The following is a 20335-nucleotide window of genomic DNA, read 5'->3' as shown; positions in this document are numbered from 1 at the left end:
CTACGCGTAGACCTCCGGCTTGAGGATGCCCACATAGGGAAGATTACGGTAGTGCTCGGCATAATCGAGGCCGTATCCCACCACGAACTCGTCGGGGCAGTGGGTGCCCACGTACTTGGGGTCGATGGCGGCCTGCTTGCCCTCGACGTCCTTCCACAGGAAGGTGCAAACCTCCAGCGAGGCAGGGCCGCGGCTGACGAGATTGGCCATGAGGTACTTGAGGGTGAGGCCGGAGTCGAGGATGTCCTCGACGATCAGGACGTCGCGGTCCTTGATATCGATGTCGAGGTCCTTGATGATGCGGACGGTACCGGAGGACTTGGTGCCGTTGCCGTAGCTGGACACGGCCATGAAGTCGATGGCCAGGTCGGTGTCGATGGCGCGCATCAGGTCGCCCATGAACACGACGGCGCCGCGCAGGACGGCGATGAGGACCAGGTCCTTACCCTTGTAATCCTCGGAGATCTGAGCGCCCAGGCGCTTGACCATATTCGCGATGTCCTCCTCGGAGAACAGGACCTTCTCGACATCAGGATGCATCGTTTCCATGACTTCCCTTTCGCATGCATGTACAAGATGGTTGAAGCATACCCGCATTCGGGGACGCTACACGTCGCCAATGGGACGAATCGTTAATTTTACCAGCATAGAGCTAGTAGGGGTGCACTTGAAGCGCTCGTCCGCACGAACTCCCGCGACCCACGCGATCGCGCCCCCCGGAGAGCTGCGCACAACCGGGACGCCCGCGCGCTCGGCGAGCGGGACGCGGGCCTCGTTGATGAGGTCGGAGAGCTTCTTGCTGCGCCCCTGCATCCCCAGGGGGCACATCACATCGCCCGCCGCCGGGCCGTCCACCCACAGGCGGACGCCGTCCGCCCCTCCCTGGGCGGCCGAAGCCCCCCAGCGCTGGTCCTCGGCGAGTCGCTGCAGGTCGCGCGATGCATATCCCAGCGCCGCAGCGTCGATCACGGCCACCGTTCCGCCACCCGCCTCGGCGCTGAGCCCGCGGGCAAGGCTGACGGCGTCGTGCCCCTCGGGAACGCGGACGAACGCGCTCTCAAGCACCCGACCACCCGCGACGGCCATGGAGCCGGGGACGGGCAGCCAGCCGGTCGCCGCGCGCTCGCGCTCGGTGGGGGTGCGGAAGGAGAGCGTGCCGAACTCGATGCGTGCATCGACGCCCTCGGGCAGGGCGACCGAACCCTCCCCCGCCGCCACGCAGGCGAGCACCGCCTCGACATGGCGCATCTCCAAACGGGCCTCCGGCGCGATCCTTTTCACCGCCAGGCGCACCATGCGGCGGGCGATGGCAACTTCTGCCGCGGCGAGGCGGGCGGCGTCCAGCACAACGAGGCCCGACCCTTCGCGCCGCGTGCAGCTTCGCAGCGCGGTCGCCGCAAGCTGGGACATGAAAGCGTCCTCATCGCCCAGGATGTCGCAGGCCGCGCCCACGCTGCGCGCCACGCCAGGATTGCGCTCGGCGGCGAGCGGCATCAGGCGATGGCGCACGAAGTTGCGCAGGTAGCTCGTATCTCGATTGCTCTCATCCTCGCGCCAGGGCTGACCGGCGACCTGCAGATAGCGCACGAGCTCGCCGTGCGTGCGGTCCATCAGGGGGCGGACGATGATGTTGCGGCGACGCGGAATGCTCGAAAGGCCCGCGGCGCCCGAACCCTTGATGGCGTTCATGAAGAACGTCTCCGCGCGATCGCTCGCCGTGTGCGCGGTGAGGATGCGCGCCGCGGTGCGGGGTGTGCCGGATTGCCGCGAGAGCTCGCGCACGTAGCGGCGCGCCGCGGCGTAGCGCACATCACGCGCGGCCGCCTCGAGGTTGCGCCCGTCCAAATCGGCGAAGTGGGCGTGCTCCACGCACAGGGGCAGCCCCAGGCGCTCGCACAAATCGCGCACAAAGGCCTCGTCGCCGTCGGAGGCTTCGCCGCGAAGATGATGGTTCACATGCAGCACGTGCAGCCGCTCGCGGGCAATGCGGGCGCAGCCGCGCCCGTCGTCGATGTCGAGCTCTCCGGTGCAGGCCATCAAGGTCAACGCCGTTGAGTCCGCACCTCCTGATACCATGAGGACCACCGGCGCCGCGAGGGCTTGCCCCCGTTCGCCCGCTGTGCGCGCATGCGGCGCGTGCCCGGACCCGTATCTTTGTGAAACCGTTGGCATGTATCGCCTTTCGCGACGGGCGGCGGCGATTCTGCCCGTCATTTCCACGCGTGCGGCATCCCGTGCGGCACGCCCATCTCATCCGCCTTGTATTGTACTGATTGGACCAGACATGACCCACTCCGCAAGCGCATCCCCAGCCGAACAGCGTACGCCGGGCGCAGACGCCAAAAACGAGCGTCGGCACGCCTTGCGCCTGCACATCCTCGGCAGCGGCTCGCGCGGGAACTGTGCGCTGGTGGAGGGGCCCGAGGGGTTCATCATGATCGACAACGGCTTTGCGCGCTGCAAGGTCCTCGACCGCATGCACGAGCTGGGGCTCGACGAGCGCGATGTGCGGGCGCTCATCCTCACGCACGAGCACACCGACCATGTGAGCGGCATATCCGTGTGGGTCAAGATTTTCAACGGCCCCCTGTTTGCCAGCGAGGGCACGGTGGATGAACGCAAATACCTCAGCTGCCTCGATTTTGAGACCTTCACGCCCGGGGATGCCCTTGAGGTCGCAGGCGTGCGCATCGAGACCTTCCCCACCTCGCACGACGTGGTGAACCCGGTGGGATTCCGCTTCTCATGCGCGGGCGACGCGATCGGCTACGCCACCGATACGGGCATGCTGCCGCCGCGCGCCATGGAGCTGCTGGCGGATGCGCGCATCCTCGCGCTCGAGAGCAATCACGACACGCAGATGCTCCGCTGCGGCCCCTATCCGCGCCATCTGCAGGACCGCATCGCCTCCGACCGCGGGCACCTCTCCAACGCGCAGGCCGCCGAGGCCCTGCCCGCCCTCGTGAGCGAGCGCACGGAACATGTGGTGGCCATGCACATCTCCCAGGAGAACAACCGGCCGAGCCTGGCGGTGCGAGCACTCGCCGCGGCCCTGGGAGCCGAACTCGACAACGAGCTCGGCTCGAGCGCCACGCTCAAGCGCCCGGGCGATACCGCCGACCTTCACATCCGCCCCGCCGGTCAGAATCGCCCCTTCTCCGTCCTGTAGCACCCGAGGGCGACGGGTCGCCCATAACGGCGCGGCGCGCGGCGGCAGTTACTCTCCCGCCGCGTCCTTGGATCTTTTAGGAAACGTGGTGAACAGGGCGAGCCCCGCGAGCGCGGCGACAGTCGACATCGCGATGGCGCCGGCGTTGGCGCGAACCTCGCGGTTGGCCGCGATCAGCTCACCGGCGACGGGATCGGAAACGCCCATGCCGTCCATGCGGGCGGAGAAGGCCAAGTCGCCCTCATAGGTGTAGACCGTCTGCTCGAGCGCCGTGCGGACGGGCTCGTCGAGGACGGCCGTCGATTCGACGCGCGCATCGAGACCCATGTTCACCGCGATGAGCATGACCGAGCCCATGGCGGCCGAGCCGAGCGCGAGACCGAGGTTTCGCGCCGCGCCCTGGATGCCGCCCGATTGCTGCGCGTCATGCGCGGGGACGGCGGAGGCGACGAGGTTGTTCGACTGCGAGTTCACCATACCAACGCCGATTCCGCCCAACAACGTGCCGAGCACCATTATGGAAGTCAACTCGGAGCCCCGCACGCCAAAGGCCGCCATAATCGCACCGAGGGCGATGGCGATGTAACCGCATCGCACCACGAGCCAGGAATTCACCTGGGGGAACTTGCGGGGGATGCCCATGGCGAGCACGAGCATCGGCACGCCCGAAACGATGCCCAAAAGCGCCGTGCTGGTGCCGCCGAGGCCGACCACGAGTTGGTAGAAGGACGTGGCCACCAGGCCTTGTGCGCCCATGTAGAAAAACGGCAGCGCAATCGCCACGACACCGGAACGAACCTGCGCGCTCTTGATGAAGCTGGAGGGCAGGATGGCGACGTCGTGCTCGCGCTCCATCCACGACTCGACCGGAATGAGCACAATAAGCAGCGCCACGCCCGCGATGACGATGAACGGCGCCGGCGAGAGACCGAAGATGGTGAACGGGGCAGTGGGCAGCGGATCGGCTACGCCCCAGGCGGAGATGCGTGACAAGCCGAACATCACAGCGAACAGCCCCATCGAGGCGAGGGCCGCCCCCACAAGATCGAACTTCTTAGATGCGCGCGGTTGGGAAGCCGGCAGCGCCAGGCTCGCGGCGACGAGCGCACCGAACGTGAAACGGAAGCCGAAATTGTCCACGAGCATGCCAAGCGGGATGGGAACGATGGTCGCCAGGGCAGCGGAGCCCGCGATGACGCCGTAGGCCTGCTTGCGCTTATCCCCCTCAAACAACAGCGGCACCATGCCGAGAACCGAGGGGATCACCAGGCTCGCGCCGACGCCGACCGCAAGGCGACCGCCCCAGATGAGCAGCTCGACCACGGGGGCGAGGGCGGTGACGATCTCGCCGATGACCATGAGTACCATGCCGCCCACGAACGTGCGGCGCCACCCCACCATCAGGCCGAGCAGGCCGCTGGCCAGCATGAAGGTGCCGGCCATGAGGGCATACACAGTATTTGCCAGCTGCACGTCGGCGACCGAGCACCCAAAGACGCTCATCATCTCGGACATCGCGACCGAAAACGCCCCGTTGTCGGCGGAAACGCCCAGCTGCGCCAACGCCAGGACCGCCAGGGAGATCGTGGCCTTGGAGCCGACGGAACCGCCCTGCCCCCGCGCCACCTCGACCCGTTCCTTGCACGCGCACGTGGAACTCATGTCCATCACCATCCAACGGCGCTTTATTCACGCCATAACGAAAAAGTAGGTATCTTCATCATATGAATATCGCTACCATCTATGTGCAGCGAGTTTGCCTGATATGCGGCAAATTCCGCGACATTGGAAACCACCGTCGCGACCATCGGGGGACGCACAAGCCATGAGCATCAATCGCCGGCAGGCAAACCTTCTCAAGACCCTCGTGTCCACCACGAGCTATATACCCACCGCGACCCTCGCCGGAGAGCTCTCGTGCTCAGAGCGGACCGTGCGCAACGACGTCGCGGCCATCAACGCCTTCCTCGAGCAAAACGGCCTCGCCGCCCACACCGCCTCCAAGCGCGGCACGGGTATCCAGCTCAACCCGAGCCCCGCGGAGCGCGAGCGCATCCTCGGCCTCGTCAAAGAGCGCGCACTCGCCATGGACCCAGCGCTCGACCGGTTTTACCGCGGCATCCTTCTACTCATTTGCGACTACAACGGCGATTACACGGTCGAGTCCCTCGCCCGCGCCATCCTCACCAACAAACAGCAGGCCCAGGAGGACATCCGCTCCTGGAACGATATGCTCTACCCCTATGGCGCCCGAATCGAGCGTGGGCATCGCCTCACCGTGGTGGGGCCCGAAGAGCACATCCGCTTCTTCGTCACGCACAGCCTGTTCGAGCTCGCCCCCACCGCCATGAAGCGTCGCGTCGAGCCCCAGCTTTTCGGCGAGGACCGCCAGTTCCTCTTCGACGAGATCGAGGCCGTGGAACGCACCCTCGACTGCCCCTTCACCGATAACGCCCGCCACGAACTGGCCATCTACCTGCAAGTCATGACGCTGCGCATCCGCAAGGGCAAGAGCGTCCCCGCGCGCGCCACCGCCATCCCGCCTGCGTTCGCCGCCATGCTCGGCCGCATCGAAAAGCACTACGGCATAACCTTGGGATCCGGCGAGAAGGCCGTCGTCATCGAGCTGTTCTCGGTCGCCGCGCGCCGCTGGACACCCGACTTCCAAGACACCTACACCCCCGACCGCGAGTCGGCCCACCTCGCCGACGACCTCTTCCGCGCGCTCTCCGACCGATACGGGACGCGCCCGGCATCCCATCTGCGCAAACCCCTCGCCATGCTCTTCGAGGCGGGCATCACGCATCGCAAGCTCGATCGAGCGATCGCCCTGCCGCCCGAGATCTCATGGACCGTGAGGTTCGAGAACATGACGCTGTTCATGCGCCTCGCGCAGCTCATGCGCGACACGCCGAGCCTTTCTTCGGTCGACCTGTACGAAACCGACCTCACGCGCATCGCCATGCTGCTGCTCGATTTCATGGACGGCATCGCGGCGAGCGACACATGGCGCGCCGGCCTCGTGGTGAACTGCGGCGTCGAGCAGGTGCTGTTCGCGCGCGACCGCATCGAGCGCTTCCTGCCATTCATCCGCATCGCCCGCGTGATCCCCGAAAGCGAGGAGGTGGGCGGGAGCACCGCACTCGATGGGCTGGACTTCCTCATTTCATTCGACCCAATCGAAACGGCCCTGCCCGTCGCGGTCATCTCGAGCGCGATCACCGAGCTCGACCGTCGCCATATCAACGACACCATCCTCGCCATCGCGCAACATCGCGCGCAGGGCGACGGGCCCGTCGACGACGACCTCCCCGCGCGGGAGCTGCCCCAGATGGAGGGCGAATCGCTCCGCGATGCCCTGCATCGCGCGCTTACCGAGGAGAACCTGTGGGCGGGCACCGACGAGGAGTTCCGCAAGATCTTCGAGATGTGCTCGTTCACCTGCGGCAACACGCTTATCCTCACGTATTTCTCGCACGAGGCGGGGCGCACGGGAAGCGCGCTCTTCTCCATAGATGCGCAGATCCCCTTCCGCCGGACGCGGCTCACCCATGCCGCCGTGCTCGCCGTGTCAACTTCCGACGAGCGCGCGCTGGGCGCGCTCTCCCAGACCTTCCGCCGCAAGCTGGCAGCGGCCGGGCTCGCCCCCGCGGAGCTGTAACGCCTCATAGAGAGACAAAAAAGACGCCTGGCACGCAACATGCCAGGCGTCTTTCCATGTGAGCTCACAAGCTCAAAAGCGCGAGCGCGCGGGCGGCATTAGGCCTCCCAGACGATCTCGCCCTCCTTGATGGTCTTGAGGACCTTGAGATCGCGCAGGTCGTCGATATCGACCTTGAGCGGGTTGTGCTCCACGACGCAGAAGTCGGCCAGCTTGCCAACCTCGAGGGTGCCCTTGCGGTCCTCCTCGCCGTACTGGAACGCACCGTTCTTGGTGATGCACTCGAGACCCTCGTAGACGGAAATCTTCTGGGACTCGTCCAGCTGGACGCCGTTCTTGGTGACGCGCTTGACCGCGCACCACACGCTCTCGAACAGATTCGGGCGCAGCACCGGGCAATCGGTGTGGAAGGTCGGGCGCAGGCCGAAGTCGAGGGCATCGCGGACCGCGGAGACGCGGCCGCCGCGCTCGGGACCGAAGTTCTTCAGGTGCACGTCGGCCCAGTACCAGATGTGGTTGGTGAAGATGGTCGGGATCATGTGGATCTCGGGCATCTGCTCGTACTGGTCGCGGCGGGCGGTCTGGCAGTGGACCATGACCGGGTGCAGCTCGTGCTTGTTCGGATTCGGGGAATCCTCGAGCGCGCGCTTGTACACGCGCAGGTACTGGTCGGCCGCGGCGTCGCCGTTGGTGTGGGCGAGCAGCTGATAATTGCCGTCGATCGCCTTGCGCATAAAGTCGTAGGCGTCATCGTCGGAGATCGTACCGTAGCCGCAGTAGCCCTCGCCCTCGTCACCGGGCGTGTAAGGCTCGGTCATCCATGCGGTGCGGCCCTGGGGAGAACCGTCGAAGAACATCTTGAGGCCGCCAAAGCGGAAGTGACCGGTGTACTCGTGGCTATCGAACTCCGCAAAGTTCTCGAGCATACCATCGACATCCTCACCGTACATGGGATAGCTCACGACGTCCATCTTGAGCAGACCCTTCTTGGCAAAGCCCGCGAACATGGCCGCGTGGTCGCCCGTGGTGGCACCCTCCTGGCAGGTGGTGATACCGTGCTCCAGGTATACGTTCTGCATCTCGATGATGAGCTTATCCATGTCGAGCTTCTGGCGCGGCTGAACGATTCCGAAGACCGGCCACATGGCGCCCGGTTCCTCGCAGTAACCGTCCGGCGTCACGCCGTCATCCTCGCGGCCGTAACGGCCACCCTCGGGGTCGGGGGTCTCGGCGGTGAGGCCGGTGAGTTCGATGAGCTTGGTGTTTGCCACCAGCATGTGGGAGGAGGCGTGGGTGATCACGACCGGGGTCGCGGTGGACACCTGGTCGAGCACGTGACGGTTGGGGTGACGGCCCTCGGCCAGGCTGTTCTGGTCGTAGCCCACGCCCATAATCACGCTGTCTTCGCCGATATTGTTGCGCTCTGCGAACTCCTTGAGGGCGCCGACGATCTCGTCAAAGCTCTTGCAGTTCTCGAGCTGTGCGGCAACCACATACTGGTTGGAACCGGAAATGTGGCTGTGCGGATCGATAAGGCCGGGCATGAGGCAGGCGCCATCGAGGTCGATCTGCTCGGCATCGCCGGCAAACGCACGGGCCTCGTCGAGCGAACCGGTGAAGGCAATGATGCCGTCCTCGACAACGAGGGCCTCGAACGTGTCGTTCTCGCCCGTCATGGGCAGGAAGTCACCGTTGAAATACAGCTTCTTCATGACGAATTACGCCTCTTCCTTCTTGAAGATCTTGATGGCGGGGGTGGTCAGCAGGCCGGCGAGCACGATGCAGGCGCCCACAGCGTAAGCCATGCGGGTGGAGTTGAAGCGGCAGTCCTGGTTGATCTTGACGAGCTCGGTGCGCTCGGCATCGGTCATGTCGATCTCGGAGAGCTGGGCCTCGAAGTTGGCGTCGGACACGAGAGAGAAGTTCATGTCGGCGAGCTGGGCGTTGACCTCGGGGGAGATCGCGGCGTTGTTGGCGGCCTCGGCCTTCACGGAGTTGGTAATGCCGAACAGCAGGACGGCGCCGAGCAGGGCGATGCCGAGGGCCTGGCCCACGTTGCGCATGGTGGTCTGGATGCCACCGGACTGGGCGGCGTCACGCTCGTTCACGGCCAGGGCAACGACGTTGTTGGCCTGGGAGGACACAATGCCCGCGCCGGAGCCGGCAAGGAAGGCGCCCAGGTAGATGAGCATGCTGTTCACGCCGGTCTTGGTGACGGCCATGGCCATGCAGCCGAGGGCGGAGGCCATGACGATGTAGCCGAGCTGGATGACGCGACGGGGGTTGGCGTTGGGGCAGAACTTGGGGATGCCCATGGAGAAGGCGAAGGTCGGAGCACCGGTCACGATGGAGATGACGCCGACGGTGATGGCGGACCAGCCAGCGACGAGCTGGAGGTAGGGGGCCATGAGGATGGCCTGGACGCCCATGAAGAAGAAGGTGATGGCGGAGGCGGCGAGGCCGGCGAGCACCTGGGGGGTCTTCAGGAAGGACTGGGGCAGCAGGGCGAGACCGTTCTTGGCCTCGACCTTCTTCTCGACGACGACGAGGACGGCGAGGACGATCAGGCCCGCGATGACCATGGGGATGGCAGGGGAGAAGCCGGCGATGGAGGGAGCGCCGGGGAAGGCCTCGACGAGACCCCAAGAGGAGATCTGGGAGATGCCGACGAGGAAGAGGAACAGGCCGAGGCCGGCGAGAGCGACGCCGATGCCGTCGAACTTGAGCTTGCCGTCGTTCTGCTCGATCTCAGGAAGCTTGAAGGAAAGCAGCAGGACGATGGCAAAGTACACGGCGAGCACCAGGAAGGTGACCTTCATGCCGGCGAGCTCCATGACAACGCCGAGCACCAGGGGCAGCAGCGCGGAGAGGCCGGAGGCGGCACCGATGCAGCCGAAGGCGAGCACGCGGTTGGCGCCGTAATAGATCTTGGGAACGAGGCCCAGGACGGACGGGATCATGAAGGAGGCGCCAAAGCCCACAAGGACGCGGCCGCCCCAGATGAAGACCATCATGTTCGGAGCGAAGGCCAGAACGACCTCACCGAGGGCGCACAGGGCGGCACCGATGCGGAAGTTCTTCTTCCAGCCGATGATGGTGCCCATCATGCCGCCGGCGATCATGAAGGCGCCGGCCATGAGGGAGTACACCATGTTGGCGAGCTGGATGTCGGCGACGGTGGCGCCGAGGTCCTGGGTGAGGGCGGTGGCGGCGAGCGACAGGGCGCCGTTATCACCCGAGGTGCCCATCTGGGCGAGAATCAAGACGAGGATCGGGAGAACGAGAAACTTCTCCTTGCCCCCCTCCTTGGCAGCAGCAGTAGACGCCATTGCATCTTCCTTTCTTCTGCGAGAAGGGCCCCTTGCCCTTCCCTTGCACTGACACGCCCCGACCAGATCGCGCGCATGCTCCCATGCGAACCACCGCAGGTCCCCTTATTCCCACGGAAGCGTCCAAATCACGTTCGCGACGTTTGAATCGTCCCGAGAATACGCCGCTCTAAACACACTATCGAGCAGGACGTCTGCCGTAATAACGGCAAAGTGTTGGCGGTTCATCCACGTGCGCTGGCGCGACTTTGCCCGCGGCATGAAAAAGCCCCCACGCGCCTTTCGGCACATGGGGGTCGTGGAAAAGAGGGGCGGGTGTGGGGGCCGCCTCCCTAAGCGCGAGCCACGGCTTCTTCTCCGCGGCCCGCGTGTGGAAAACAATGAGGTCGCGAGTTACTTGGACTCGGGCTCGAAGCCGGCAGTGGTGCGGGTCACGACGATGTAGCCGGACAGGGCACCGACGACGGCGCACATGCAGCCCTTGAAGATCATCATGCCGGTACGGGTGAGGGGCATGGGCAGGAACATGGTGAAGACCCAGGCCAGGGCGCCGGCGACCACGGCCGCGATGATGCCCACGGGGATGGACAGGGTGATGGCGCCGCCGGGGAGCTTGGCGATGATGCCGTTGCGGTCGGCGTCGGCCTTGTAGACGTTCTTGCGCAGGTCCATCTTGGTGAGCGGAACAACGCACCAGGTCAGGATGAGGCCCAGCAGAGCGCCGGTGAGGACGATCTCCTCAACGACCTTGCCGGCGGCGAAAGTCACGTCGGGGTTGGAGGCGTTCATGCCGAAGAAGATCGCCGCGTTGACGATGCCGTTGATGATGCCGTAACCGATGATGCACTTGTTGGCGAGATAGCTCTTGAATGCCTTGGTTTCTGCAGCCATGCTGACCCTTCCCTCTTGGTGTGCCAATTTTTGCGGGACATAGTGTATCGTCGGCATTTATGGCGATTTACCACAACGTTTGCCGTAGTTACGGCAAAGTACGAACAATGTGTGGCCGTTTCATCCATTTTTTCTGTTCCCCGTATGAGAATCGACGGGCATGTCCCTGAGGCGGCGATCGGGCACAAAAACGCCCCGGGAACCCATGGGCTTCCGGGGCGTGACAGGGGCGTTTGACGCAGCGCGCTAGTCGATTGCGATCTTGGTGACGTTCTTCTTCTCCACGAACTTGGGAACCGTGACGGTCAACACGCCGTCGGCGAACGTGGCGGACAGGCCCTCGCAAGCCGCATCCTTGAGATAGACGCCGCGCGTGGCGGAATACGCGGTGAACTCGCGCTGGAGGTAGTTCTTGTTCTTGTCCTCCTCCTTCTCCTCGACGGTCACGGAGATGGACAGGCGGCCCTCATTGAGCTCGACGTCCAAATCGTCCTTGGTGACGCCGGTGAGATAGGCCTTGACCTCGTAGGAATCGCCCTTATCCTCGACGTCGATGGGGAACGCCTTGGTGGCGAGAGCGGTGCGCGGAATGTCCATCATGTCGTCGAAGATGTCGAACAGAGAGTTGGTGGACACGGGGAGGACGCCATAACCCTGACGATACGGAACCATAGCCATACTCGATCACTCCTTCGTGATACGCGTGGGGCACTGTGCCCGCACGCCTCGCGCGCGCCCTGCGGGGTGCGTGCCGTTGTTTGACACTCACGTTATGCCCGCCGCGCGCAAGGCTATTCACGTCTGCGCAAGTTTTTTAAGCGTCACATTGTCATCAAATCTAAGTCTGTCTGACTAAGGTCTATCTCCGCCTATCCGAGGTCCCCGGTTTCGAGCTCGCCGGCGACAACAGGCGCGGGGGCCCGGCCCACCTCGGCGAGCTTGAAGCGATACGCGGCGGCGATCACGTCGACGCACCCCTGGCGACCAAGCTTGGCTCGGTTGACCACGATGTCCTTGCCGTCCGTCATCTTCCACTTGCCAGCGGAGTAGCGCTTGTAAAATGCCTCACGGGCATGCTGCATCTCGCGCACGAGCTTGGCGCCGGCGCGCTTATCCAGGCCGCGCTTGGCGCGCACGATCTCGACGCGGGCATCAAAGGGGGCGGTCACGAGCACCGCGATGTGATTGGGATTGTTGCGGAGCAGGTAGTCGGATAGACGCCCCTCGATAATGCAACTGCGCGTGGCGGCAAGGTCGACGATCACCTGGGCCATCGATTTGAACAAGCGGTCGGAGATGGTGCGCGAATCCGCGCGATCGGGCAGGAACGCCATGAACTCGGCAGCCATGCGCTCGTCGTAGGCGGCCACCTTGTCGAGCGCCTCGCCGCTGCGCGCGGCGGAACGGACCAGCAACTCGTTGTCGTAAAGCGGGATGCCCAACTCCATGGAGAGCATCTTGCCGATCTCGTGGCCTTCGGCACCGTAATCGCGCGCGATAGTGATCACGACGGGCTGACCGGCGCGTGCCTCCTGCGCCGCCGCGATCCTGCGCTCGTGCATATCTTTCAGAAAACCCATTGCTACCTCCCGGGTACGAAGGGTTTGCGTTTGATGGTCAGCGGAAACGGGCCCATGGCGCGCCCGCCGTAGAAAATGCGCCGCCCGCCCTCGTGGGCCGGCGACGCCTCTTTTGGCCCTATGCGGCCGCAACCTTGCGCTGATACCGACGAACCAGCAGCGAGATGCCGAAGTTCAGGGCGAAATACAGCGCGAACACGAAGCCGTACAGCATGAGCACCTGGTCGAGCGAGACGGCATGAGCCATCACGACATTGGTGGTGTACATGAACTCGGCGACGTTGATACCGGACAGGTAGGAGCTGTCCTTGATGACCGTCGTGCACTGACCGAACAGCGCGGGCGTGATGATGCGGAAAGTCTGCGGCAGGATGATGTAGCGCATCGTGGCAAAGAAGCCAAAACCCTGGCTCTGCGCCGCCTCGAACTGCCCAGCGGGCACGGCGTTCAGGCCCGCACGCACGATCTCGGCCATGACGGCGCTCGTGAACAGCGTGAACGCGAGCGTCGAGATGAAGATGTCGATGCCCTGCACGGTGAAGTATATGAACAGGATCCACAGCAGGTTCGGCGTGCAGCGGAACAGCTCGATATAGGCGCTCACGAGCCAGCGCAGCGGACGGGGGCCGTAGCTCTTGATGAGCGCGAGCACCGTGCCCACCACGATGGAGCAGATGATGGACAGCACCGAGATCTCGATGGTCTTGATGAAGCCGCCCAAGATGTAGACGAGGTTCGTCGCGTTGAAAATCTCCATCGGTTACGCCTCCTTTCCGGCGGTCGCAGGTTGTGCGGCACCCTCGGACGAAGACCCCGCCACGTCCGTCACGCCGGGGATGACCTTGGCGCGCGGGCGGGCCTTGCTGCGACGCTCGAGCCATTGGCCGAGCATGGCGATCGGGAAGCAGATGATGAAGTACATGAGGCAGCAGACGATGTAGCCCTGCAGGAACCCGTACAGACTCACGAAGTTGTCGGAGCGGTACATAAGGTCACCGCCGGCCACCAGCGCAAGCACAGAGGTGTTCTTCACCAGGTTGAGCGCCTGGTTGCACAGGGGCGGCAAGATGATCTTGAACGTCTGGGGCAGCACGATGTAGGCGTAGGTCTGCAGACGCGAGAAGCCCTGGCTCTGGGCGGCCTCCATTTGGCCGCGCGGCACGGCCTCGATGCCCGTGCGGATGACCTCGGCCACATACGCCGCGTGATAGAGGCCCACGCCAAGAGCACCCAACGCGAACGGCGCGATGCGCACGGGCTGAGCGGCGCCTGTCACGACCTGCAGGAACTGCGGGCCGGCCATGTACATGAACAGCACCTGCACCGGCAACGGCGTATTCTGATAGAACTCAACGTACACGCGGGAGATGCCGCGCAAGATGCGCGAGCGCGTGGTGGAGAACACGCCGAGCAGCGTACCCAGCAGCAAGGCCAGGGCCAGACCCGCGGCGACGACCTTGAGGGTCACGCCGAAGCCCTCGCAAAACGGCCCCATATTCTCAAATGTCAGCGCCCAGCGCCGGGGGTCGAGCAGTCCTTCGAGCATTTACACCAACCCCCACTTCTCGATCTCGGCATCGAGCCAACCGCTCGCCGCGCAGGTGCGCACGCACTCGTCCACGACCGCGGACAGGTCGCTGCCCTTCTTGGTGGCAACGCCGTAGTTCTGCTCGCCGAACTTCACCTCGGGCTCGAGCAGCTCGACCGTCTCGTTCATGTATCCGGCCAGCGTGGAGCGGTCCATGGCGAAGCAATCGATATTGCCCGCATCCAGCGAGCTCTTGATGATGGGGTATCCCGAGAACGCGAGGAACTCAGGGTGCGCGTCGATGCCCTCGTCCTTGAGCATCTGCTCGATGAGGCCCTGGGTGGTCGCACCCTGGCTCACACCGATGATTCGCCCGTCAAGGTCGGCGATGCGCGTGAAGCCGCTGCGCTTCTTCACCATGAGGCCCACGTAGTCCGTACGGTAGGGCGTGGAGAAGTCCCAGCTCTCAATGCGCTCGGGCGTGATGGTGTAGGTCGCGCACACCACGTCGAGCTGATCGTTGTCGATGAGCGGGCCGCGGGTCTTGGGCGTGACGTCGGTAAAGGAGACGAGCTCGCGCTCACGTGCCTCATCGTAGGTCACGTCGAAGACGGCCGCCGCGATCTGATAGCACAGGTCGATCTCCATGCCCGCATAGGTGCGGGCGGCGGGGTCGTAGTACCCGTATCCCGGAACGTCCTTCTTCACGCCGGCGTTGAGCTGCCCGCGAGCCTTGATGGCGGAGAGCTTGGAACCCGACGCGGCGGGGCCAGAGCCATTCGCCGCGCCCGTCGAGCCGCAGCCCACCAGTGCGCCGGCACCCACCAGCGCCGTCACGGAGGCGAGGGCGCGCAACACCGCTCGACGACTGGGGCAGCCGCAAAGACCCCCCGGCGTATGTGTCAGATTGATCATCTGCATCCCCTCGCCCTAATGCAGGATCTTCGCGAGGAAGTCGCGACAGCGGGGGTTCTCGGGGTTCTCGAAGAAGTGCTCCGGGGAGCCCTGCTCCAGGATGCGGCCGTCGTCCATGAAGATGACGCGGTCGGCGACCTGGCGCGCGAAGCCCATCTCGTGCGTCACGCAGATCATGGTGATGTTCTCCTGCGCGAGCTCGATCATGACGTCGAGCACCTCCTGGACCATCTCGGGATCGAGCGCAGAGGTCGGCTCGTCGAACAGGATGATCGGCTGCTTGGTGCACAGCGCGCGGGCAATGGCCACGCGCTGCTGCTGGCCGCCGGAGAGGTTCTGGGGGAACTCGCCGGCCTTATGCGCCAGGCCGACGCGCTTGAGCGCGACCATGGCGGCCTCCACGGCCTCCTCCTTGGACTTCTTCTGCAGCTTGATGGGTGCGAGCGTGAGATTGCCGAGCACCGTCATGTTGGGGTACAGGTTGAACTGCTGGAACACCATGGAGCTGTACGTGCGGGCCATCTCCAAGTGGTTCTTCTTGGTGAGCGGCGTACCGTCGATGATGACCTCACCGCTGGTGGGCTCCTCGAGATAGTCCACGCAGCGGATGAGCGTTGACTTGCCGGAGCCGGACGGGCCGATGATGACGACCTTCTCGCCCTCCTCGACCGTGAGGTCGATGTCCTTCAAGACGTGCAGATCGCCGAAGTACTTATTCAGGTCGCGGATTTCGATCATATTGGCCATGCGATTCCCCCCTCATTTTCTCGAACAAGTGCCTGTTATACCCCATTTTCCCAGGTAGGCGCAATCTTTGACCCTCAAAACCACTTCAATTGCGCGATTGCGCCGACGCGAGCTGGGCATAATATGCGACAGTTGTACGCACTTCAAAGGAGATCGCATGCCCGCATTGATCACCCATCGCCTCTTCGGCGAGGAGAGCATCGAGCGCCTGCCCGAGGGAATCATCACGAACGAAGACGAGCGCTCCGCCTTCCTGCTGGCCAATCAGGGCCCCGACCCGTTCTTCTTCCGCTTCAGGACGCCGAACATGGGGACCTGTATGGAGCTCGCACGCGCCATGCACCGCAGCCGCATGTCCCGCCAGTTCGCCGCGCTGCACGAAGGCGTCTCGCGCCTGCAACCTTCCGACTCCGGCGTGGGCCGTGCTTGGACGCTGGGCATGCTCTCCCATTACGTGCTCGACCGCAACGCGCACCCCTTCGTCTATGCGCAGCAGTGGGGCATCCAGGAGGCCGACCCCGACCTCACTGGCGCCGGCAGCCAAGTGCACGCCGTGATCGAGAGCGACCTCGACCTGCTCATGCTGCAGCTCAAGCGCAACGGCGCCACCATCGCCGAGTTCCCGCCCGTGGGCGAGGTCTCCAGCAATCCGCGCATCGACAAGGTCGCCGGAGCACTCGTGAGCTTCATGGCAAAGAGCGTCTACGGCATGGATGTTGCCGCCAACGAATACGGCGGGGCCGTGGCAGACATGCAGCTCGTCTACCGCCTGATCGAACCCGCGGGGTCTATGCGCTCCGATGTGCTCGGTCGCCTCGAGGGCCTGGTGAACGACTACTCCCTGCTGCAGTCCCTCGCCCACCGCGTCACCACCGAAACCCCCTCCGCGTGCGGCAACCTGGAGCACAAGCCCTGGCGCAATCCGTTCTCCGAGACTGAGAGCACCGAGGCATTCCCCGATGTCTTTGACCGCGCCTTGAACGATTACGCCCAGGCGGCCTGTCGCTTCATCGAAACCGGCGACATGGGGGCCGTGACCGAGCATGTGAACTATTCCGGACGCCCCCTCGACGCGAACGAGGAGTTCGACCGCGAGGAGTAGGGCCTTCAGAAAGCCCGGTCGGGCGCCCTGAAGACGCCGGGCGTCCGCAAACGGCAGAGCCTATGCCATCTCACCCAGAAGCGGTCGTGATTTGCCTCCGTGCGACAGCCAGGCAAATCACGACCATTTTTATATGCCATCCCACTAAAAAACGGTCGAGAAATGCCACTCCGTTGCAGCCTGGCAATTTCCGACCATTTCCAATCCACTTGCACCAAACATTTGGTCGCGATTCGCCACGCTGTCGCAGCCTGGCGAATCGCGACCGTTTCCGCGCGGTCTCCGACTAAATAATGGTCGCAAAATGCCACGCTGTCGCAGCCTGGCAAATTGCGACCATTCCCACATGCCGCCGAGCTACAAAATGGTCGGAAATTGCTGCGCTGCGATAGCCCGGCATTTCCCGACCATACCTGCGCATCTCCACGCAAACAAACGGTCGCAATATACCGCACCACCCCAATCCAGCGCTTCCCGACAAAACGCCAAATGAGAACGACCGCCATCCCGATCCGCCATTGGCGCAAGGCCCCCGATACGACCGCTCGCGCCTATCGAAGTTCGGCGTACATTGAATACCTCGGTCCAACGGCCGAAGCATCACGCAGCAATGTCAACTCCGGACAAGGTATTCCCCGCGGCACGCCAAACGCATCCAGCAGCTGAATGAGCGGCTTCACCGCCCTCGCCTCAGCGAATGTGAATCGAGCGAGTCTCACATCCAGCGCAAGACGCGACTCCCGCTCCCTCTCTTTACGCAATGCCTCCTGCGTCGACTTTCCTCGCAGCATCTCCGGACTGCTCGTCTTCTCAATCCCGTCAAGTTCGCCACCCACATCCAGGGCGCCCTTCATTTCCCAACGGCAATCAACCCGATACACATACGCAGGGTCAATCCGATCAACGTATTCATACTGTAGCTCTGGCTCTGCCACTCCATTTTCCAGCATGATTGCACGGGCATAAGATTCTCCCCCGTTCTCGCTGAGTGGATTCGCCCAACGCATCACGGTTGCAAAGCGAGCCGTGCCCACACATCCTGGCCAGAGGTTCAAGGCATTTTCAAGTACCTCGTCTCTCGAACAACCACCTCTTCTCAAGGCGGAATCTGCAATAGCCAAGCCCAGCGGAAAGCTCAGAATCCTCACGCAATCGAACACCGTCCGATCAAACGCTGTGACCGCCACACCATCAATCCGCTCAATATCCTCGTCGCGCACTGACAGGGCATGGTAAATCACCCGATAGCCCGATCTCGCCGCCTCGCCCTTTCTCGCAGCGGGACTCGCATGCCGAGCGATCACATGCACCTCGTTTGCAAGCAAATAAGAGGTCTCCAGCCCATGAACAGCAGCCGCCGACGCGAAGCAGAAAACCCACGCGGGATGTAAGTTAGCAAGGCCGCGTATAACGTGGAGAACCCTTTGATTGGCATTCAAGGCGTCCCAATAACCCTGCCTCACAAACAGCCCCGGATGCGGAGAGTCGAGCTGACCCGATAGGACCCGCCTTCGACACGCACGGCGCAAAGCGCCTTCAGGCGCAAATAGGCAGCGGCCGGCCCGTTCGGCTCCGTCTAACAATTGTCCTATCTCATTGTCATTCTTTGCACTCATTTCCAACCCTCCCTTTTGGCAATCTACGGCTTCGGCTTATGCGCCGACAGCTGACTGAACATTAACCGTACCAGGAAGTGTGGACTATTCTTCTATCCCTTATCTAACCAGAAACTGACCGCCCAGCTTAAATTGGCATAACTTTTTACTAACACCCTATAGTCAATCGGTGAGAGCCCCTTATTGGGCGGCAGACGGCACCTTATAGTCGAATCAGGCTCAGCAAAACGGTCGCAATCCACCACTGTGTATCAGTCTGGTGGATTGCGACCATTATCATGTGCCCCGTCATCGGAAAGCGGTCGGGAATTGCCACTGTGCAACAGCCTGGAAAATTTCGACCATTTCCAGCTGCCAGCAAGCAAAGAAATGGTCGCAAAATGCCACGCTGTCGCAGCCTGGCAAATCGCGACCATTCTCGTGTTTCCAAATCCCAGTTTGAAGGTTCGAATCCCAAACTCCAAGTCCCAGGCACCAAGCACCCGGGCTACTTCACCTCGATGAGCTCATAGGCGCTGGTGCCCAAACCGATCTTCTCGCCGTGCTCGATCATGCTCCGCCAGTTGGTGTCGGGGTGCGTCATGTTGAAGTGGTCGTGCTCGCAGTGCTCGGGGACCTCTCCCGCCGCCTCGAGCTTTTCGCGCATCTCGGTGAGCACCGTGTCGGGCATCGCGGGCATGGCGAGCGCCATGTCGATGCACGCCTGATCGATAGCCACGGGATCGAAGCTCGCGAACATGCCGATATCGGGCACGATGGGCGTGTCATTCTCTGGATGGCAATCGCAGTTGGGGCTCACGTCGATGGCGAGCGAGATGTGAAAACTCGGACGATCCTGCACGATGGCCTGCGTGTACTCGGCGATCTTGTAGTTGAGCACGTCGGCGGCGGCATCGTAATCGGGCTCGATGGCATCCTGATTGCACGCGCCGATGCAGCGCCCGCATCCCAGGCAACGATCGTGGTCGATGCGCGCCACGGGAGATTCGACCACACGCCCGTTCTTGAGCGTGCGCTCGCGCGTCGTGGGGAAACTCACGGCGCCATGCGCGCAGATGCGCTCGCACGCGCGGCATCCGATGCACTTGGCCTCATCCACACTCGGCTTGCCAGCCGCGTGCTGTTCCATCTTGCCGGCGCGGCTGCCGCCTCCCATGCCGAGGTTCTTCATACAGCCGCCAAAACCCGCCTGCTCGTGTCCCTTGAAATGCGTAAGCGAGATCACGATATCGGCGTCCATCAGGGCGTGGCCGATCTTGGCTTCCTGCACGTACTCCCCGTTTTTCACCGGAACGAGCGTCTCGTCGGTACCCTTGAGGCCGTCGGCGATGATGACCTGGCAGCCGGTGGCATACGGCGTAAAACCATTCTGGTACGCACAGTCGATGTGCTCGAGCGCGTTCTTGCGGCTGCCCACGTACAGCGTATTGCAGTCGGTGAGGAAGGGCATGCCGCCGAGCTCCTTCACCACGTCGGCAACGGCACGTGCATAGTTGGGACGCAGGAAGGAGAGGTTCCCCAGCTCGCCAAAGTGAATCTTGATGGCGACGAACTTGTTCTCGAAGTCGATCTGCTCGATGCCGGCACGGCGGATGAGGCGCTTGAGCTTGTCGAGTTGGCTCTCGCGTCCGTGCGTGCGCAAGTTGATGTAATACACCTTGGCAGGCTCGGCCATAAGATCGGCTCCCGTGGAAGCGGCGGTGGCAGGCGAATCGGCCATGAGTCCTCTTTCTCTCAGACAAACATCTCGGTCATTCTCGATTGTACGACTGGCGGCCCGCCGGGGAGCCGCCACAA

17 protein-coding genes are annotated in these 20335 nt (G+C 63.4%); 3 read left to right on the top strand and 14 right to left on the bottom strand.

Translation table 11 applies throughout. The annotated features are described in order from the left end of the window. Both hpt and tilS read right to left on the bottom strand, forming a co-directional pair. On the bottom strand, nt 1–549 hold the full coding sequence (gene hpt, locus FY258_RS05895) for a hypoxanthine phosphoribosyltransferase (protein ID WP_118104102.1): 549 nt from the start codon (nt 547–549) through the stop codon (nt 1–3). 57 nt (nt 550–606) lie between these two features. Further along, nucleotides 607–2172 (bottom strand): tRNA lysidine(34) synthetase TilS, encoded by a 1566-nt coding sequence (tilS, locus tag FY258_RS05890; RefSeq protein WP_395858344.1) that lies wholly within the window; start codon nt 2170–2172, stop codon nt 607–609. Between the two features lie 112 nt (nt 2173–2284). Between tilS and FY258_RS05885 the strand changes: the two genes are divergently transcribed. Beyond that, a complete protein-coding gene (locus FY258_RS05885; protein ID WP_182279454.1) occupies nt 2285–3169 on the top strand; it encodes an MBL fold metallo-hydrolase in 885 nt (294 codons plus the stop codon). A 48-nt stretch (nt 3170–3217) separates the two neighbouring features. On the opposite strand, the gene FY258_RS05880 is transcribed toward FY258_RS05885, so the two are convergent. Then, entirely contained in the window at nt 3218–4831 is a 1614-nt protein-coding gene (locus FY258_RS05880; protein ID WP_259324472.1) for an MFS transporter, read from the bottom strand. A 163-nt stretch (nt 4832–4994) separates the two neighbouring features. Between FY258_RS05880 and FY258_RS05875 the strand changes: the two genes are divergently transcribed. Continuing rightward, nucleotides 4995–6830 (top strand): BglG family transcription antiterminator, encoded by a 1836-nt coding sequence (locus FY258_RS05875; RefSeq protein ID WP_118104094.1) that lies wholly within the window; start codon nt 4995–4997, stop codon nt 6828–6830. Nucleotides 6831–6928: 98 nt separating this feature from the next. Here the strand turns inward: FY258_RS05875 and FY258_RS05870 are convergent, their stop codons facing one another. The 9 genes from FY258_RS05870 to FY258_RS05830 all read right to left on the bottom strand — a co-directional run bounded on the left by FY258_RS05870 (nt 6929) and on the right by FY258_RS05830 (nt 15820). After that, a complete protein-coding gene (locus tag FY258_RS05870; protein WP_118104092.1) occupies nt 6929–8542 on the bottom strand; it encodes an amidohydrolase in 1614 nt (537 codons plus the stop codon). Between the two features lie 6 nt (nt 8543–8548). Then, the gene (locus FY258_RS05865) at nt 8549–10159 is read right to left on the bottom strand and encodes an MFS transporter (protein ID WP_118104090.1); all 1611 of its coding nucleotides are present in this window, start codon (nt 10157–10159) and stop codon (nt 8549–8551) included. Between the two features lie 393 nt (nt 10160–10552). Further along, on the bottom strand, nt 10553–11050 hold the full coding sequence (locus tag FY258_RS05860; RefSeq protein WP_259324471.1) for a hypothetical protein: 498 nt from the start codon (nt 11048–11050) through the stop codon (nt 10553–10555). A gap of 246 nt (nt 11051–11296) precedes the next feature. Further along, nucleotides 11297–11728: an Hsp20/alpha crystallin family protein gene (locus tag FY258_RS05855; protein WP_118104086.1), complete on the bottom strand. Its 432-nt coding sequence runs from the start codon at nt 11726–11728 to the stop codon at nt 11297–11299. 191 nt (nt 11729–11919) lie between these two features. Continuing rightward, nucleotides 11920–12630: a cytidylate kinase-like family protein gene (locus FY258_RS05850; RefSeq protein WP_118104084.1), complete on the bottom strand. Its 711-nt coding sequence runs from the start codon at nt 12628–12630 to the stop codon at nt 11920–11922. Nucleotides 12631–12748: 118 nt separating this feature from the next. Beyond that, nucleotides 12749–13387, bottom strand: a complete 639-nt coding sequence (locus FY258_RS05845; protein WP_118104082.1) for an amino acid ABC transporter permease — start codon at nt 13385–13387, stop codon at nt 12749–12751. A 3-nt stretch (nt 13388–13390) separates the two neighbouring features. Further along, nucleotides 13391–14176, bottom strand: a complete 786-nt coding sequence (locus tag FY258_RS05840) for an amino acid ABC transporter permease (RefSeq protein WP_118104080.1) — start codon at nt 14174–14176, stop codon at nt 13391–13393. Next, complete coding sequence (locus tag FY258_RS05835; protein WP_182279453.1) at nt 14177–15073, bottom strand: transporter substrate-binding domain-containing protein; 897 nt, start codon at nt 15071–15073, stop codon at nt 14177–14179. It abuts the gene before it with no gap. Nucleotides 15074–15088: 15 nt separating this feature from the next. Continuing rightward, the gene (locus tag FY258_RS05830) at nt 15089–15820 is read right to left on the bottom strand and encodes an amino acid ABC transporter ATP-binding protein (RefSeq protein WP_118104078.1); all 732 of its coding nucleotides are present in this window, start codon (nt 15818–15820) and stop codon (nt 15089–15091) included. A gap of 157 nt (nt 15821–15977) precedes the next feature. Between FY258_RS05830 and FY258_RS05825 the strand changes: the two genes are divergently transcribed. Further along, nucleotides 15978–16922: a zinc dependent phospholipase C family protein gene (locus FY258_RS05825; RefSeq protein WP_118104076.1), complete on the top strand. Its 945-nt coding sequence runs from the start codon at nt 15978–15980 to the stop codon at nt 16920–16922. A 551-nt stretch (nt 16923–17473) separates the two neighbouring features. Here the strand turns inward: FY258_RS05825 and FY258_RS05820 are convergent. Further along, nucleotides 17474–18538 (bottom strand): type IV toxin-antitoxin system AbiEi family antitoxin domain-containing protein, encoded by a 1065-nt coding sequence (locus FY258_RS05820; protein WP_118104074.1) that lies wholly within the window; start codon nt 18536–18538, stop codon nt 17474–17476. 487 nt (nt 18539–19025) lie between these two features. Beyond that, nucleotides 19026–20258: a DUF362 domain-containing protein gene (locus FY258_RS05815; RefSeq protein WP_182279452.1), complete on the bottom strand. Its 1233-nt coding sequence runs from the start codon at nt 20256–20258 to the stop codon at nt 19026–19028. Nucleotides 20259–20335: the final 77 nt, after the last annotated feature.

Origin of the sequence: Collinsella intestinalis (assembly GCF_902364775.2) — a bacterium.
In the GTDB taxonomy this organism is placed as follows: domain Bacteria; phylum Actinomycetota; class Coriobacteriia; order Coriobacteriales; family Coriobacteriaceae; genus Collinsella.
The sequence above is the reverse complement of the archived record's forward strand: the minus strand, read 5'-3'. Positions and strand labels throughout refer to the sequence as shown.

Coding starts and splice junctions, on each gene's coding strand:
- FY258_RS05885 (WP_182279454.1), top strand. CDS start 2,285: ATGACCCACTCCGCAAGCGCATCCCCAGCCGAACAGCGTACGCCGGGC.
- FY258_RS05840 (WP_118104080.1), bottom strand. CDS start 14,176: ATGCTCGAAGGACTGCTCGACCCCCGGCGCTGGGCGCTGACATTTGAG.
- FY258_RS05855 (WP_118104086.1), bottom strand. CDS start 11,728: ATGGCTATGGTTCCGTATCGTCAGGGTTATGGCGTCCTCCCCGTGTCC.
- tilS (WP_395858344.1), bottom strand. CDS start 2,172: ATGCCAACGGTTTCACAAAGATACGGGTCCGGGCACGCGCCGCATGCG.
- FY258_RS05870 (WP_118104092.1), bottom strand. CDS start 8,542: ATGAAGAAGCTGTATTTCAACGGTGACTTCCTGCCCATGACGGGCGAG.
- FY258_RS05860 (WP_259324471.1), bottom strand. CDS start 11,050: ATGGCTGCAGAAACCAAGGCATTCAAGAGCTATCTCGCCAACAAGTGC.
- FY258_RS05880 (WP_259324472.1), bottom strand. CDS start 4,831: ATGAGTTCCACGTGCGCGTGCAAGGAACGGGTCGAGGTGGCGCGGGGG.
- FY258_RS05850 (WP_118104084.1), bottom strand. CDS start 12,630: ATGGGTTTTCTGAAAGATATGCACGAGCGCAGGATCGCGGCGGCGCAG.
- FY258_RS05865 (WP_118104090.1), bottom strand. CDS start 10,159: ATGGCGTCTACTGCTGCTGCCAAGGAGGGGGGCAAGGAGAAGTTTCTC.
- FY258_RS05825 (WP_118104076.1), top strand. CDS start 15,978: ATGCCCGCATTGATCACCCATCGCCTCTTCGGCGAGGAGAGCATCGAG.
- hpt (WP_118104102.1), bottom strand. CDS start 549: ATGGAAACGATGCATCCTGATGTCGAGAAGGTCCTGTTCTCCGAGGAG.
- FY258_RS05815 (WP_182279452.1), bottom strand. CDS start 20,258: ATGGCCGATTCGCCTGCCACCGCCGCTTCCACGGGAGCCGATCTTATG.
- FY258_RS05845 (WP_118104082.1), bottom strand. CDS start 13,387: ATGGAGATTTTCAACGCGACGAACCTCGTCTACATCTTGGGCGGCTTC.
- FY258_RS05830 (WP_118104078.1), bottom strand. CDS start 15,820: ATGGCCAATATGATCGAAATCCGCGACCTGAATAAGTACTTCGGCGAT.
- FY258_RS05820 (WP_118104074.1), bottom strand. CDS start 18,538: ATGAGTGCAAAGAATGACAATGAGATAGGACAATTGTTAGACGGAGCC.
- FY258_RS05835 (WP_182279453.1), bottom strand. CDS start 15,073: ATGATCAATCTGACACATACGCCGGGGGGTCTTTGCGGCTGCCCCAGT.
- FY258_RS05875 (WP_118104094.1), top strand. CDS start 4,995: ATGAGCATCAATCGCCGGCAGGCAAACCTTCTCAAGACCCTCGTGTCC.